Here is a 15,776-nt window from a genome sequence, read left to right on the forward strand (position 1 = left end):
CCAGCCCACACGTCAGTATTGTGTTGGTAGCAGGTGACCAGGAAAACATTCAGTTGCAGTACCAGAATATCGAGCCAGAAAAAGTCAACTATGTTGTTGAAAACAAAACCCTGAGCATCTACCTCGACGATGCCCGGATCACGGTAAAGAACCGGAAATGGAAAGATGGGGATATGGAATTTACAAGACCCATTTACGATAAGAGCGTAAAAGTAACGGCTTACGTAACCTACAAAACCCTGAGAAACCTCCAAATCCGGGGCGAAGAAGAAGCGACCTGCCAGAGCGAGCTAACAAGTGATTCGTTCAAACTGAAGGTGTACGGGCAAGCCACGGTTAATCTGGCGGGGCTGACCGCCAATAAACTCAAAGTCAGTCTATACGGCGAAAATAAAGTGACGATCCGGTCGGGCAAGGTGGCCAGACAACACTATCGTATCTACGGAGACAATACACTTGACACCGAGAAACTGACCGGTGAACTGGTTTCAGTTCATTCCTATGGCGATAGTCAGTTAAAGGTGTACGCATCCAATCGGATCGGCGTCATGGCATTCGGTGAATCCAACATCAAGTACGCGGGTGATGGTAACCTGCGCAAAGGCCTGGTAATTGGCGAAGTAACCATCCGCCGGACTGAATAATAACTGCGTGGAGCAGGGTGCTCGGGGCGCGGCTAACACCCTGCCCCGAGCACCCTGCTCCACGCCCCCTGCCCTATGCTACAAAGCTATTTCACCACCGCCCTCCGTGCGCTGAAGCGCAACTGGAATTATACGACCATCAACATTGCCGGGCTTACTCTGGGTCTGGCTTGTTGTTTAATACTGTTTCTGGCCATTCGCTATGAATTGAGCTACGACAGGCACAATGCCAACGCCGATCGTACATATCGACTCGTTTCGCGCTTTAAAAGCCCGGAAGGAGATAATCGTAGTGTAGGTGTTCCACTGCCTGCTTTAGCGGCCCTTCGGAACGACTTTCCGGAATTGAAACACCAGCTAAGCATGGTTTACGGGCTGTATGGGGCGATGGTGAAAGTGAATACGAAAAAGGCCAGCAAGTTTCAGGAAGAAGGTGGCGAAGTTGCTTTCGTAGAGCCCGAATACTTCCGTCTGTTCGATTATCAATGGAAATCAGGCAATCCGAAAACGGCTGTGACGAACCCACAAACGGTTGTCTTGTCGGAGCGCATGGCGCATAAATACTTTGGCGACGAAGATCCGGTAGGCAAATCGATTCGGGTAGAGAATAAAATGGATTTCGTTGTGACGGGCGTTGTGCAGGACCCACCCGCAACAAGTAGCCTGCCGTTTGGGGTCATGCTATCCTTTCCATCCCTGAAGCAATACGGGGCCAACGGCGGCTGGGATGAATGGGGTTCTACCTACAGCGGTGCTCAGATCTATATGGCCTTGCCCGAGAACGTAGCCTCGGCCCAACTAGAGCAGCGACTGGCACCGTTTGTAAAAAAATACATGGAACCAGAGCAGGCTAAACTTCTGCACTACGAATTACAGCCGCTGACCAGTATCCACTTCGACCCCCAAACAGAAAACTCAGCGGGCCGGACGGTTAGCAAACAAATGATTTGGGCCATGGCGCTGATCGGCTTGTTTATTCTGGTTACAGCCTGCGTGAACTTCATCAATCTGGCTACAGCTCAGGCCATAAAACGGGCCCGAGAAGTGGGCGTGCGGAAGGTTCTGGGCAGCTCAAGGGCCCAGTTAGTTCGACAGTTTCTGGGCGAAACCGGCCTACTCACAGGCATAGCCGTCGGACTGGCTTTTCTGGTGGCGAATACATCGATGTCCTACGTAGCCGAATTGCTCGACATTAAAGCGGCCTCGCTGGTTTTATTCGACCCAGCGGTGATTGGCTTTGTGGTTTTACTAGCCATACTGAAAACGGTATTAGCTGGGTTTTATCCTGCCCTGGTGTTGTCGGGTTATCAGCCGGTAGTGGCCCTTCGCGGAAAAATAAAGATGACAGGTAGCCGTCAGTTAACCCTTCGCCGGGGCCTGATTGTGTTTCAGTTTGCCATTTCGCAGATGCTCATCGGTACAATCATCGCCTACAGCCAGATGAAGTACGTCCGAACGGCGGATCTGGGGTATAATAAAGACGCTGTACTGACGGTAAACATACCAGAGAATAAACCGGGCCAACTGGAAGTACTCCAGGCCAAATTGGCGGCCCTGCCTAACGTAAAATCGCTGAGTTATGGCATTTCAATCCCATCGTCGGATGGAAACTGGTGGACGGGTTTTCGCTACGAGAATGCCGAGAAAGACGCTGATTTTGGCGTGGTCATGCGGTTTGCCGACACGGCCTATTTCAACACGTATGGACTGAAACTGATTGCCGGGCGGATGTATCAGCCCGCCGATACGGCGCGGGAACTGGTTGTGAATGAATCGCTGGTGAAGAAATTAGGACTTCGGAACCCGCAGCAGATTCTTGGCAAGTACATGATCGTAGGTGGCCCCACGCATCCTAAAAAGCAGGTTGTAGGGGTTGTCAGGGATTTCAATACATTCTCGCTGCATCAGGAAACTAACCCCTGCATTCTGACAACCCGGCGCGACGCGTATCATACACTAGGCATTAAACTATCAAAGCAGCAGGGCGGTACCGAAGCCATCAACCGATTGATCAACGATGTGGAAACCAACTGGAATGCCACCTTCCCCGATTTTGTCTTAACCTACGAGTTTCTGGATCAGCGACTGGCAAACTTCTACAAAAGTGAAGAACGCATGTATTCGCTATTCCGGTTGCTGGCAGGTATTGCCATATTTATTGGCTGTTTAGGTCTTTACGGCGTCGTGGCGTTCATGGCCGAATCAAGAACCAAAGAGGTAGGTATTCGGAAAGTATTGGGCGCATCAACAGCCCATATTTTCGGTCTGTTCTCGGTCGATTTTGTTAAGCTGGTCCTGGTAGCGCTGGTCATCGCGTCGCCCATAGCCGGCTATGTGATGAGCAAGTGGCTGTCCGACTTCCCGTACAAAATCGACATCGCCTGGTGGATGTTTGTCCTGACGGGTATACTAGCCGTAGCCATCGCACTCATAACTGTGAGTTTCCAAAGCATTAAAGCCGCCTTGATGAATCCGGTTAAATCACTTCGTTCGGAATAAAATAGAGGAGGAAGGGGACGAGAGGAGGAAAGGTAAAATAAGGAAGGCATTGTTTTTTTATTCCTTTCCTCCTTTCTTCCCTTTCCTCCCTCTCTTCCCTTTCCTCCCTCTCCTCCCTTCCATGCTTCATTCCTATCTCAAAATAGCCTTTCGGAATCTGATTCGGAACAGAACGTTCTCCACCATTAACATTGTGGGGCTGGCGCTGGGCATGGCTTCCAGTCTGCTTATTTTCCTCTGGATACAGGATGAGCTGAGTGTAGGAACGCAATACCCAAACGCAATCAATCTCTATCGTGTGATGGAAAATGAGATTGCCGATGGTCGGATTGTCACGGATGAGGATACTCCTGGACTCTTGGCCGATGAACTCAAGCGGCAGTTTCCTGAGATTATTCATGCAGCAGGATTATCGTCGAAAGAAGGGCATATACTAACGGTCGGGCATAAAGTAGGCCGACAAACCGGACACTATGCCGGGGCCGACTGGTTTAAGTTATACCGGATTCCCTTGCTGGCCGGAACAGCCCAAACGGCTCTCAACGCACCCAACAATCTGGCCATCTCCAGAAAACTAGCCGAAGTCTATTTCGGCAATCCGCAAGCTGCGCTGGGGAAATCTGTTCGATTTGACAACAATACCGACTTTCAAGTAACGGCAGTGTTTGAGAATCTCCCGGCCAATTCGCTCGATAAGTATGATTTTTTGCTTAACTGGGAACGCTATTTGAAAGTTAATCCCTGGCTTAATGGCTGGGAGAACGGTGGCCCCGATACGCGTCTCGAACTCCGGCCTGATGCCAATCTCAGTCAGGTTAATGATAAACTTAAAACATTCCTGAAGGGTAGGAACAAGGACATTAGTGCCACGTTCAACATTCAATTATTTCTACAACCCGAAACAGACGCGTATCTGTATTCAAATTTTAAAAACGGTCAGCGCGATGGTGGCCGTATTGAGTATGTACAGCTGTTCGTCATTGTCGCGGTGTTTCTGCTGCTCATTGCTGGGATCAATTTCATGAATTTAGCCACCGCCCGCTCTACGAAACGAGCACGGGAAGTAGGCGTTCGGAAAGTAGTTGGCGCGGAGCGGGCATCCCTAATTGGGCAATTTATGGGCGAGGCTTTACTCCTCACGATTCTGGCGCTTGGTCTGGCCGTTATGCTGGTCAATCTAGTGCTGCCCGTATTCAATCAATTAACCGATAAGCAGTTAGCTATTCCGATTCATCAGGCTTCTTTCTGGGCATTATTGGCCGGTTTATTACTCGTGACGAGTAGCCTGGCGGGTAGTTATCCAGCCTTGTTTCTGTCGTCGCTCAATCCGGTACGCGTACTCAAGGGAACCATGCGTTTTGGGGCAGGAGCTTTATTGTTTCGGCGTGGTCTGGTGGTCTTTCAGTTTGTGTTATCAATGCTGATGATTGTGGGAACAGTGGTTGTGTATCGTCAGCTCCAGTTCATACAAACGAAGAATCTGGGCTATGATCGGGAGAACATAATCAATATTCCCGGCGAAGGTGAATTAGCCAGCAACTATTCAACGTTTAAACAGGAATTGTTGCGAATAGCGGGTATTCAGTCCGTTACCCACATGATGACGAACCCGTTACAGAATGGAAATACAACCGATGGTGTGCACTGGGTGGGCAAAGATCCCTCCCTCGCTATTCAGTTCAATAACACGGCCGTGGGATACGATTACACCAAAACGTTTAAACTAAAACTAATTCGCGGCCGTGATTTTTCGCCAAGCTTTGGCACCGATTCAAGCAATTACCTCATCAATCAGGCAGCCGCTAAACGGATCGGGTATAAAGACCCCATCGGGCAACCGCTTACATTCGGCAAAACGCCCGGAAAGATTGTCGGACTGATCGAAGATTTCCATTTCAACTCATTACACGTACCCATCCGACCACTCATTATTCGTCTGGGTGAGCATTGGTGGCCAAACAACATTCTGATACGAACCCAACCGGGCCAGACAAAACAGGCTTTGGCTAGTATCCAAGCACTGTGCCAGAAATTAAATCCCAAAACTCCCTTTTCATATTCATTTCTGGACGCCGAGTACCAGAACCTCTACAAAAGCGAAACAGTGGTTGGCACATTGGCTACCCTTTTTGCCTGCATGGCCATTTTTATTGCCTGTCTGGGTCTGTTTGGTCTGGCGGCTTTCACGGCCGAGCAGCGCACCAAGGAAATTGGGGTTCGGAAAGTGCTGGGTGCATCGGTAGCCAGTATTGTGACCTTACTCTCCAAAGATTTTGTCAGGCTTGTACTGCTTGCCATTGTCATTTCTTCGCCCATTGCCTGGTATGTCATGAATCAATGGCTACAGGGTTTTGCGTATAAAACTGACCTATCGTGGTGGGTATTCGCTTTAGCCGGAGTGCTGGCGGTCGGTATCGCGCTCATAACGGTTAGTTTCCAAAGCATTAAAGCCGCGTTGATGAATCCGGTTAAATCACTTCGTTCGGAATAAAGGGGAAGAGAGGGAAGAAAGGGAGGAAGGGGGAAAAAGGAGGAGGGGGAGGGGGAGGAGAGGTAAAATAAGGAAGGCATTGTTTTTTTATTCCTTTCCCCCCTTCCTCCCTTTCCTCCCTCTCCCCTTGTCCGCAGCCGTACGAAAAAGTGTCCGCTATCGGACAACCGATTTCTTCATATATAGAGAACATATTGATAGACAATCAGATACGCAGTTGGCACGATGATAGAGGGAGTAATTCTACTTACCTCAAATTCTACGCAATTTCTGCCAGTTCTATGAAAACGCTCTTTACCCTGTTGCTACTCTCGATTGGTTTCGGGGCAGTAGCCCAACGGTCGTCCAGCAAAAACGTCACGACCGATGGTCGGGAGCTTCGTATTCGCGTTGACATTGAGCAGCAAGGACGCTCCGTCCATTACAACCGCTCGTTCGATATCGAAGACATGGATAAAGACGACGTGAAAGCGCTGGAAAATCACATTATTGATTCGCTGGATCGGTTTGTCGATAATCAATCGGGTGAGCTGATCATTAATCGGAAACACGAAGCCCGGGCGAGAAAAAGACAAACCGAAGTGCAGATGACGTCTTATTCTCGTGCTGATGAATCGGCGCGTGAGCGGATGGAAGCCAATTCCAATTCATCCCTCTCTCCCAGCGATGTAGCGCCATCATCGGTCTTAGTTAAAGAAGACAAGGAAAATGGGCGGCTTTGGATGCAGTACACCTTCGAGAAAGACGGCGAAGAACTGATCATTGAACGCACGGCCAATGTGCTCGGCAAATCGGAGCGCGAAAAGCAGGCCATCATCAAAGAAACCGAACGCAGTTTTGGTATCAAGACAGGCAATCAGTAACCTACGTATAGGCTAGTGCGGGTATGAACCGCACGGGCAGAGCATTCAACTTATTTTCGGACAGGCACCTGTCCAGTATCGGACAAAGCTTTTCGTTAAAAGGTCGTTTCTGAGCAGGAGACGGCCTTTTCTCTTTGTGGCATGGCTGTTGAGTATACCAAGCCTATAAACGAGTAGGTATCGCCAGACCAAAAGCAGCAACGAATTCGCCTAAAATTCCCTGAATTAAAACTCTTTGGTTAAACACCAACTATCTCAAGAGTTGTGTCACGCTTCAACCCCTAAACTATGCTTCTTAACTACATTAAAATCGCTTTTCGCAACCTGCGAAAGAACCGGGTGTTTTCGCTCATCAATATTGCCGGTTTGGCCCTTGGCATTGCCGCTTTCGTACTGATTTTAGAGTACGTTGCCTATGAACGAAGCGTCAACACATTTCATAAGAACTTACCATCGCTTTATCGGCTCCTAACGCAAACCCGTGAAGGGGATATCTGGGTAGATATGGCCCCGGCCGTAGCCCCACTCGCGAAACAGGAATTTCCGGAAGTGCGGGATTTTTGCCGCGTGGGTGAGCATTCAGCCAACGGCCTTGTGAGCCTCGCCAATGAAAAGGGTAACGGATCGATCCAGTCATTTAGAGAAAGTAAACTGGCCTACGCCGATGCTAGTTTCTTTACACTTTTCACCTTCCCGCTCGTGCAGGGAATAGCCGCAACAGCGCTAACGCAGCCGAACACCGTGGCCATATCGCAATCGCAGGCCCGAAAATATTTTGGTAGTGCCAAACCACTGGGTCAAACGCTGACGCTTAATAATCAGTTTGGCAAAACGCTATACACCGTTACGGCCGTTTATGCCGACATGCCGACCAATTCAGATCTATCTTTCGACGCGGTATTTTCACTACAGACGCTGGCAAATCCAGCCAACCTCGGTGGTAATAGCTGGGCGCGATTAGATGGCTTTGACGGCACCTATTTAACTACGTTCCTGCAACTTTCCGACCCACAGCAATCCAGTGCATCGGCCGATTACAAAGCGCTGGAAGCCAAGCTCAATGCCTATAAAAAGAAAAGAACACCCGAAGATGAAAGTCTGTTTTTGTTGCAACCCGCCACGAACATGCATCTGGCGGCATCCCTGAGTGACATCTATCGAACAAGCGGCAGTTTAGGGTTTGTGTATCTTCTGAGTGGTATTGCGGGTTTAATTCTATTGATTGCCTGGTTCAATTATATAAACCTCTCAACGGCAGGCGCGTTAAAACGTGCGAAAGAAGTAGGCGTTCGGAAAGTAGTTGGCGCAGGACCAGGCCAATTAATTGGTCAGTTTCTGGGCGAGTCACTCCTGCTCAATAGTCTGGGCTTCATAGTTGCTCTGATGCTGGTTATGTCGTTGCAAGGTGCTTTTAACCAGTTTGTTCAGAAAGAGCTGTCGTTAACCATACTTAATGCAAACGGATTCTGGCTTATTGGCCTGATTTTATTGCTGGTTGGTGCAGTAGCATCGGGCGGTTATGTAGCGTTCACTCTCACCTCGTTTCAGCCAATCCAGACCTTGAAAGGTGCTTACCAGGCTGGAAAGGGTGGCTTTTTACGCAAAGCACTGGTGGTATCGCAGTTTAGTGCATCAATCGCTTTAGTTATTGCTACCCTGATCCTTTACCAGCAGTTGCAGTACATGCAGAATAAAGACCTGGGGGTTCAACTGGCGCAGCGTGTAGTCATTAAGGGGCCCGCCATCAATCTAAATGGTTCATTCAAGCCAGGAACAGCTGCACTTGAGCACGACTTAAGCCAGTTGCCTTATGTCAAGAGCTTTTGTCAGACAGGCATTGTACCGGGTAATTTCTACAACTTCACGGCCAATGGAATTACCAAACAAAACCCGCGACCTGGTGATGAAAAGAGAAACTACTCAATGGGAATCATCGACGATCGTTTTCTGAAAACCTATGAAATTGGATTAGTTGCCGGTCGAAATTTCACGATCCAGGAAGCTGAATTGGGGTATGAGAAAAGTGCCAAACTGCTCGTGAATGAAACAGGTGCCCGGCAACTGGGATTTTCTCCGGCCGAAAAAGCTGTTGGGCAATTGATCAACTGGGGGCAGCCTTACGAGATTGTTGGCGTCGTGAAAGACTATCACCATCAGGGCTTGCAGCAGGCTATTGAACCGGTCATTTTCATGCCCCGCCGGTCGGTGAGCGACTTGACGGTTCAATTAACTACAGATGCCAATCAGGGTGGCCGCATTCAGGATAAACTAGCCGAATTGGAGCGTATCTACAAGGCAAGCTATCCAGCAAATCCGTTCGAGTTTTATTTTGCCGACGAAAACTACAACAAGCAATACCAGAGCGAACAGCAATATGGCCAGGTGTTTACCTTAGCCTCAGCGCTGGCCATTTTCATTGCCTGTCTGGGCTTATTCGGATTGGCCGCGTTTACAACCGAACAGCGTACGAAAGAAATTGGCGTACGGAAAGTGCTGGGGGCATCGGTTAGCAGTATTGTTACCCTACTCTCCAAAGATTTTTTGAAACTGGTTCTGCTTGCCATTGTCATTGCCTCGCCTATTGCCTGGTATGCCATGAACAACTGGCTTCAGGCATTCGCCTACAAAATCGACATTGAGTGGTGGGTATTTGCCCTGGCGGGTTTGCTGGCCGTAGGCATTGCGCTGCTAACGGTGAGCCTGCAAAGCGTAAAAGCCGCGCTGATGAATCCAGTGAAGAGTTTGCGAAGTGAATAAAGCAGGGGGCAGGGAGCGCGGAGCAGGGATGTGAGGCTGGGGTTGTATCCCCGCTCCATGCGCCTTGCTCCCCGCTTATCCCCCCATCACCTCTTTAAAAACCTCCTCAAACGCTTTTCCTTTATCGTTGGGCAATCGTACAGAAAACTCCTGCTCTACACCTTTCAGCAGCTTAATACATAGCTGTATATCATCGTCGGCCATGTTATGAAGCATCATACCGGCGAGTTTCCCGATTCGCTGCCGACAAATTGCAATCACGGCAAGTCCCTCCTCGGTTAATTCAACTCGTTTGGAACGCCGGTCTTCGGTATCGTCATACTCCCGGATAAACCCTCGGTTTTTCAGGCGATTCAGCATGTCGGTTCCGCTCGACAGTTCCATCAGATTGCTGTAAATAATTTCTGTTTTTCGGGGGTTTTTCGCCTGACTAATGTGCATCAGCAGCCCAAATTCTTCCAGTTGATTGACGCCCGTACCGTCTAAAGCGGCATAGGCATACACCATGTTCAATTTATTGACTCGCCCAATCAGGCGTAATAGCTGACCATTTGGGTGCATGGGTGCCGTGCCGCCCGCCATTGGCGTATCGGTTGCTGCAACACGTTCGCGCTGATGGACAAGCTGATAACGAAAAAAATCCTCGATACTGGCCTCCGGATGCTTCTCTTCAAATTCTCCCCACAAATTGACTAAGGCTACGGTTTTATTCACAGTTAGTTCGTTTTCGTAGCAAAAATAAAAATAATGCTTCGGATATATTTTAATTTCGTAAACGTTATACATTTACACAAACAATTACGAAACCGAAGTAATAAGATGAATACGCCAACGCATAAGCAATTATCTATCCTGGTTTTCGGCGCTACGGGTGGAACGGGAAGCCAATTTGTTAAACTAGCGCTAGAAGCAGGCCATCGGGTTACGGCCATTGTGCGCAATCCAGCCGCGCTCGCCCAGCAACACCCAAACCTGCGGGTAGTCAAAGGCGATGCGATGGTGCTTGAGACATTTTCAACACAAGTGCAAGGCCACGATGCAGTGGTTTCTTGTTTGGGGGTTAAAAAGTTAAAACCCACAACCGTATATTCTGTCAGTGTAGCAAACATCCTGAGGGCCATGCAGGGAACAGATGTGAGTCGACTGCTGTGCATTTCTTCATCAGCAATTGAGGTCAGCCCCAAACTGCCCTGGGTATTGCGCATACTCACGAAATACGTTTTAGCGCGGATATTCAAACACGTTTACGCCGACACGAGGTTGATGGAACAAGAATTAAAACGAAGTTCTGTCGATTGGACATCAATACGACCACCTCGGCTAACGAATAAGCCGCTAACGGAAAATTATCGCTATGCCATCAATGCGTTTTTAGATAAATGTTTCCAGATTAGTCGCGCCGATCTGGCCCATTTCATGCTACATCATTTAACTGATACACAGATGATTCGGGCAGTGGTTGAAGTAGCGAATTGATTTTTATGACTTCGATGGCCCAGCCTTGCGCCATCAAAAAAATTTTCGTCTTTTTCTGTAACCTTCCCAACTTCGCACGGTTTCCAGTCCAAAATCCATTAAACCCGGTACCAATTCGGTTGAGCTCTCTGACAGACAATGCACTGATGCTGCAGGTAAAGGCAGGCAATATGGACACGATGGGCCTGCTCTTCGAGCGGTACAATCGTCCCTTACTCGGCTTCCTTTTCCATATGACAAACCAGCGCGAAGCCAGCGAAGATATGGTACAAACGGTGTTCTATCGGATGCTCAAGTACCGCCACACCTTTACGGGCGATGGTGAGTTTAAGAGTTGGATGTACCACCTGGCCAGAAATGTACTGGTGGATCATAGCAAGCAAAACAAACGCTCGGCACATAACTATGACTTGGCCGATGTGGCCGACAAAGTTGGGGGTGGCCCAGCTGCCGATGAATCGATGCAGAAAGAACAGGAACTGGACATGCTGCATCGGGCCATGGCGAAGTTAAGTGCCGAGAATCGGGAAGTACTGGTATTGAGTCGGTTCCAGGAATTGAAATACGAGGAAATTGCACGGGTGCTGAATACGACAGAGGGAGCGATAAAAGTGCGGGTACACCGGGCAATGAACGAGTTAAAGAAAATTTATCTGACAATTGAGAATGGAAAAACTGCCTATAAACTGTGAACAGATCAACAACCAGCTAACCGACTGGCTAAGCAACCAATTGCCGGATGCTGAACGGGTAAGCCTGGAAGCCCATCTGGCGCAGTGCCCCGCTTGTCAGGCAGAAGCAGAGTCGACCCGGCAGCTTTGGCAATTGATGGGAAATCTGCCAACGCCAGAACCCAGCCCAATGGCACGAGTACGGTTTCAGGCAATGCTCGATACGTATAAAGATACCGTTGCCGCTGAGTCCGAAAGCGTATTTGATAATCTACTGGCAAAACTTCGGCAGCTTTGGACACCACAATATGCACTTCGTTTAGCCTATAGTGTGGCCCTGTTAACGGTTGGACTAGCGGTTGGGTACTGGTTAAACCATGCCAATTCGCCAGCGGTAGCCTACAAACAACAGATTGATACGCTATCGACCCAGGTACAGGAAATGCGCCAGATGATGATGCTCTCCTTGCTGGAAAATCCGTCTGCTTCTGAACGACTCCGGGCGGTGAGTTATACCGAAGAAATCAACCAGGTGGATGAGAAGGTAGTGGAGGCTTTATTGACTACGCTCAATAACGACGACAATGTGAATGTGCGCCTGGTTACGCTGGAAGCCCTGGCTAAACTGGCAGATAATGCAAAGGTTCGGGAAGGGCTTGTCCAGTCAATTAGTCAGCAGGATTCGCCAATGGTCCAGTCCGCACTGGCGGATATAATGGTAAAACTACAGGAGAAACGATCCATTAAACCGCTTCGGCAACTACTCCACGACGATAATCTGAACCACTTAGTAAAAGGCAAAATCGAGCAGAGTATCCGGGACTTGTCGTGAGATTTTTTGTCATCCCGACGCAGGAGGGATCTTCGAAATAGTACGCTTTAAGATCCCTCCTGCGTCGGGATGACAAAAATAAATACCTTAAATCCAAACAACTACTATGAAACTGTTTATGATCCCCGTACTGGCGGGGCTGGTGCTTTCTTGTGCCCAATCGCCAGCGACTGCTCAGGAATTTAAAGAGCATGTCAGCAAAGAATTCACCGTATCGAAGGCATCAACTGGTGCGCTAGCCATTTACAACATAAACGGCTTTATCAAAGTCGAAGGCTACTCGGGCGATAAGGTCGTGATCGAGGTGGATAAATCCATTACGGCTAAAAACAATGGCGACCTGGAGATCGGCAAAAAAGAATTCCAGCTTCAGTTCGATCAACAGGGCGACAGTATTGTGGCCTACATCGCCGAACCCTTCGATTCACGTCCACGGCGTAATAGAAACCGGAACAACTGGAACAATGACCGGGATGTTGACTATGATTTCACGCTCAACTTCACGGTAAAAGTCCCGAATCGGATGAATCTCGTTGTGTCGACCGTTAACCGGGGCAACGTGACCGTCAAGGATGTGGAAGGAACGCTCAAAGCGCGTAATGTGAATGGGGCCATTACGCTCACCAACGTAAAAGGTACGACAGACGCCCACACCATCAACGGAAATCTCGATGTCGATTACGTAGCTAACCCGCCCGAAAACTCGTCTTATTATACCCTCAACGGCAACATTAACGTGAGTTATCCTGGCAATCTATCGGCCGATCTACAGTTCAAGACCTTTCAGGGCAAGTTCTACACCGATTTCCCAAACACCGAAGTTCTGCCCGTGCAGGCTATCAAAACTACTCAGCAAACCGATGGGGGTACCGTCTATAAACTCAACAAAAACACCGCCATTCGCATCGGCAGTGGCGGAAAGACCTTCAAGTTTGAAACATTTAACGGAAGCATTTACATTAAAAAACAATCCTAATGAAAACGAATAACAAGTCATTATCCATTATCCATTATTCATTATTCATTTGCTTTCTCAGCCTCGCTCGCCCGGTAGCTGCTCAGAATGAAGTGAAAGAACAATTAGTTGTTCCCTTGAGCGACGCGTCCAAACCTGGCAATTTGCGGGTAGGCTTAATCAATGGCTCTATTCACGTAGTTGGCTATAGTGGCAAAGATGTAGTGATCGACATTGTGGCCAGCCCAAAGCGCGGACGACGCGACGACGATGATGATCGCCCAGACCGAACAGCCAATGGCATGAAACGGATTGCAACGGGATTACCCCTCGACGTTATCGCCGAAGAGAAAAACAATACCGTAAACGTGAACGCCAATACCACAAGACAAACCATCGACCTGACCATTAAAGTACCGCAACGTTTTTCGCTCAAGGTCAGCACCATTAACAATGGAACGATTGAGGTCGAGAATGTGAGTGGTAACCTGGAAGTCAACAACGTAAATGGCTACATCCACCTGACCAATGTTGCGGGTTCAGCGGTAGCCACTACCGTTAACGGCAACGTCATTGCCAGCTTTAAATCCATTGATTCGGATACACCGATGGCGTTTTCTACCCTGAACGGTAATGTCGATGTAACCTTTCCTTCTTCGGTGAAAGCGAACAGCAAACTCAAATCCGACCGGGGCGATATTTACAGCGACTTTGACATCGACGTCGACAAAAACCAACCGAAAGTGAACCGCACCAGCCAGTCGGGTATGTATCAGGTGAAGATTGAAGATTGGGTATACGGCAAAATCAACGGCGGTGGCCCGGAAGTCATGATGAAGAACATGAACGGGAATATTTACATCCGCAAAGCGAAATAAACTCCGCTTATCACTAGTGACGTTACTCTTCAAGCTTTTTGCAAATGAGCGTTTTGTCATTCCGACGCAGGAGGAATCTCAACGTCGCGTATCAGTCAAGCTTGAGATTCCTCCTACGTCGGAATGACAAAAAATAGCTTATCATTTTCTATAAAAGAACCGTATAAAACAGGTTCGACAATGATACCAATCGACATTCATGCGTACTCAGCATCTCATTCTTGCTCTCTGTCTTTTCGCATTCACAACCGATCTAGTGTTGGGGCAGGTGCAGTCCCCCACGGCAAAAGCCTCCCCAGAAACTACCATCCAGCAACTTGGGACGGCCTTTGTTCAGGAGAAAACACACGTAGGCTTGTCGATTGGTATTGTCCGAAACGGGAAGACATCGTTCTATAACTTCGGCACGACGGAGAAAGGCAAAAATCAGTTGCCCACGCAGCATACGATTTACGAGATTGGCTCGATCAGTAAAACGTTTGGGAGTCTGTTGCTAGCGAGAGCCGTACTCGAAAAACGCGCCAGCCTGGACGATGACATCCGCCAGTACCTCGATGGTGATTATCCGAACCTGGCCTACGAAGGCAAGCCCATCCGGCTGGTAAATCTCACCAACTGGACGTCTGAGCTACCGGATAATTTCCCCGATCAGCCCGATCGATTCAAGCAGGTCAGTCCCGATTCGGTGCCGTTTAGGATAGTGAGTGAGTTGACCCGCTACACAAAGCAGGATTTCTTCAATGATCTGCACGCCGTGAAGCTTAAGGCAGCTCCCGGTCAGAATCCGCGTCATTGCAACGTAGCGGCTCAGTTAGTAGGCTACATTCTGGAGAAAATTTACCAGATGCCTTACGAAGAGTTAATCAGAACGAAAATCGAAGAACCGCTCCAGATGCATAACACGTTTGGTTCAGCTTCTCCTGACCTGTTTGCGAAAGGCCACGATGGCAAAGGCAATCCGATGCCTGCGTTTACTATGAAAGCCATGCAGGCGGCTGGTGGCCTTCGTTACAGTGCAGCTGATCTGCTGAAATACGCAGCCTATCAGTTAGATGAGCGTGACAAAGCCATACACTTGGCGCATCAGCTAACCTGGGGCAACGTCGAGAATCAGGCGTTTGGCCTAAACTGGTTTCTGCACAAAACCATCGACAGTAAGCGTCAGGTAGAACACTCGGGTGGCACGTTCGGATTTGCCAGCTATTGTGATCTGTATCCCGATCAGAACGTAGGCCTGGTGCTGCTGGCCAATGACGCCGATCAGTCAACACAGTATCAACTCGGCGAGTTGTCTAAGAAGATTATAGACGCCTTCTACGGCGAACCAATCGCTGTAACGATGCTGAATACAGAACTGAAAAAGCGGGGTTATGCACAGGTTATCAACGTGGTAAAGGATGTCAGGAAAAAACATCCCGAACTTTATCTCAACGAAAATTACGTGAATGGCTGGGGGTATTCGCTGGCTGGGCAGAATAAACTACAGGACGCCCTTGAAATTTTCAAGCTGAATGTCAGTTTGTATCCTAAAGGCTGGAACACCTACGACAGTCTCGCCGAAACCTATGAGCGCATCGGCAACCGCAAGCAGGCGATTGAGAACTATAAGCGGTCGCTGGCCTTAAATACACAGAATACCAACGCCATCGAGTTCTTAAAAAAAGTCGGTGAGTCTACCGAAAAGTAGTTAGTGCCGAAGCCAGAGCTGCT

General features: G+C 48.8%; 12 protein-coding genes. 11 read left to right on the top strand and 1 reads right to left on the bottom strand.

Annotated elements, in window-relative coordinates:
- The 5 genes from ACYVGO_RS10270 to ACYVGO_RS10290 form a co-directional block, all read left to right on the top strand.
- Window positions 1–644 (top strand): GIN domain-containing protein (locus ACYVGO_RS10270; protein ID WP_460969178.1); only part of this gene is annotated, 644 nt, incomplete at its 5' end.
- A 75-nt stretch (window positions 645–719) separates the two neighbouring features.
- The gene (locus ACYVGO_RS10275) at window positions 720–3,143 is read left to right on the top strand and encodes an ABC transporter permease (RefSeq protein WP_460969179.1); all 2,424 of its coding nucleotides are present in this window, start codon (window positions 720–722) and stop codon (window positions 3,141–3,143) included.
- A 121-nt stretch (window positions 3,144–3,264) separates the two neighbouring features.
- Window positions 3,265–5,634 carry an ABC transporter permease gene (locus ACYVGO_RS10280; protein ID WP_460969180.1) on the top strand — a complete coding sequence of 790 codons (2,370 nt, stop codon included), beginning with the start codon at window positions 3,265–3,267 and terminating at the stop codon, window positions 5,632–5,634.
- 281 nt (window positions 5,635–5,915) lie between these two features.
- Window positions 5,916–6,497: a hypothetical protein gene (locus tag ACYVGO_RS10285; protein WP_460969181.1), complete on the top strand. Its 582-nt coding sequence runs from the start codon at window positions 5,916–5,918 to the stop codon at window positions 6,495–6,497.
- Window positions 6,498–6,785: 288 nt separating this feature from the next.
- Window positions 6,786–9,254: an ABC transporter permease gene (locus ACYVGO_RS10290; protein ID WP_460969182.1), complete on the top strand. Its 2,469-nt coding sequence runs from the start codon at window positions 6,786–6,788 to the stop codon at window positions 9,252–9,254.
- 75 nt (window positions 9,255–9,329) lie between these two features.
- Here the strand turns inward: ACYVGO_RS10290 and ACYVGO_RS10295 are convergent, their stop codons facing one another.
- On the bottom strand, window positions 9,330–9,968 hold the full coding sequence (locus tag ACYVGO_RS10295; protein ID WP_460969183.1) for a MarR family winged helix-turn-helix transcriptional regulator: 639 nt from the start codon (window positions 9,966–9,968) through the stop codon (window positions 9,330–9,332).
- Window positions 9,969–10,073: 105 nt separating this feature from the next.
- On the opposite strand from ACYVGO_RS10295, the gene ACYVGO_RS10300 reads away from it, so the two are divergent.
- The 6 genes from ACYVGO_RS10300 to ACYVGO_RS10325 all read left to right on the top strand — a co-directional run bounded on the left by ACYVGO_RS10300 (window position 10,074) and on the right by ACYVGO_RS10325 (window position 15,753).
- Complete coding sequence (locus tag ACYVGO_RS10300) at window positions 10,074–10,730, top strand: NAD(P)-dependent oxidoreductase (RefSeq protein WP_460969184.1); 657 nt, start codon at window positions 10,074–10,076, stop codon at window positions 10,728–10,730.
- A 146-nt stretch (window positions 10,731–10,876) separates the two neighbouring features.
- A complete protein-coding gene (locus ACYVGO_RS10305) occupies window positions 10,877–11,422 on the top strand; it encodes an RNA polymerase sigma factor (protein ID WP_460969244.1) in 546 nt (181 codons plus the stop codon).
- Window positions 11,397–12,233, top strand: a complete 837-nt coding sequence (locus ACYVGO_RS10310) for a HEAT repeat domain-containing protein (RefSeq protein WP_460969185.1) — start codon at window positions 11,397–11,399, stop codon at window positions 12,231–12,233. The genes ACYVGO_RS10305 and ACYVGO_RS10310 overlap by 26 nt, the downstream gene beginning before the upstream one ends.
- A 106-nt stretch (window positions 12,234–12,339) precedes the next feature.
- Complete coding sequence (locus tag ACYVGO_RS10315; protein WP_460969186.1) at window positions 12,340–13,209, top strand: DUF4097 family beta strand repeat-containing protein; 870 nt, start codon at window positions 12,340–12,342, stop codon at window positions 13,207–13,209.
- Window positions 13,209–14,066: a DUF4097 family beta strand repeat-containing protein gene (locus ACYVGO_RS10320; protein WP_460969187.1), complete on the top strand. Its 858-nt coding sequence runs from the start codon at window positions 13,209–13,211 to the stop codon at window positions 14,064–14,066. The genes ACYVGO_RS10315 and ACYVGO_RS10320 overlap by 1 nt, the downstream gene beginning before the upstream one ends.
- A gap of 199 nt (window positions 14,067–14,265) precedes the next feature.
- The gene (locus ACYVGO_RS10325) at window positions 14,266–15,753 is read left to right on the top strand and encodes a serine hydrolase (RefSeq protein ID WP_460969188.1); all 1,488 of its coding nucleotides are present in this window, start codon (window positions 14,266–14,268) and stop codon (window positions 15,751–15,753) included.
- The last annotated feature ends 23 nt before the right edge of the window (window positions 15,754–15,776 follow it).

The organism is Spirosoma migulaei, assembly GCF_054776855.1.

Bases quoted from the DNA above. Each gene is read 5' to 3' on its own strand.
- ACYVGO_RS10275 (WP_460969179.1), top strand. From the start codon at position 720: ATGCTACAAAGCTATTTCACCACCGCCCTCCGTGCGCTGAAGCGCAAC.
- ACYVGO_RS10280 (WP_460969180.1), top strand. From the start codon at position 3,265: ATGCTTCATTCCTATCTCAAAATAGCCTTTCGGAATCTGATTCGGAAC.
- ACYVGO_RS10285 (WP_460969181.1), top strand. From the start codon at position 5,916: ATGAAAACGCTCTTTACCCTGTTGCTACTCTCGATTGGTTTCGGGGCA.
- ACYVGO_RS10290 (WP_460969182.1), top strand. From the start codon at position 6,786: ATGCTTCTTAACTACATTAAAATCGCTTTTCGCAACCTGCGAAAGAAC.
- ACYVGO_RS10300 (WP_460969184.1), top strand. From the start codon at position 10,074: ATGAATACGCCAACGCATAAGCAATTATCTATCCTGGTTTTCGGCGCT.
- ACYVGO_RS10305 (WP_460969244.1), top strand. From the start codon at position 10,877: ATGCTGCAGGTAAAGGCAGGCAATATGGACACGATGGGCCTGCTCTTC.
- ACYVGO_RS10310 (WP_460969185.1), top strand. From the start codon at position 11,397: ATGGAAAAACTGCCTATAAACTGTGAACAGATCAACAACCAGCTAACC.
- ACYVGO_RS10315 (WP_460969186.1), top strand. From the start codon at position 12,340: ATGAAACTGTTTATGATCCCCGTACTGGCGGGGCTGGTGCTTTCTTGT.
- ACYVGO_RS10320 (WP_460969187.1), top strand. From the start codon at position 13,209: ATGAAAACGAATAACAAGTCATTATCCATTATCCATTATTCATTATTC.
- ACYVGO_RS10325 (WP_460969188.1), top strand. From the start codon at position 14,266: ATGCGTACTCAGCATCTCATTCTTGCTCTCTGTCTTTTCGCATTCACA.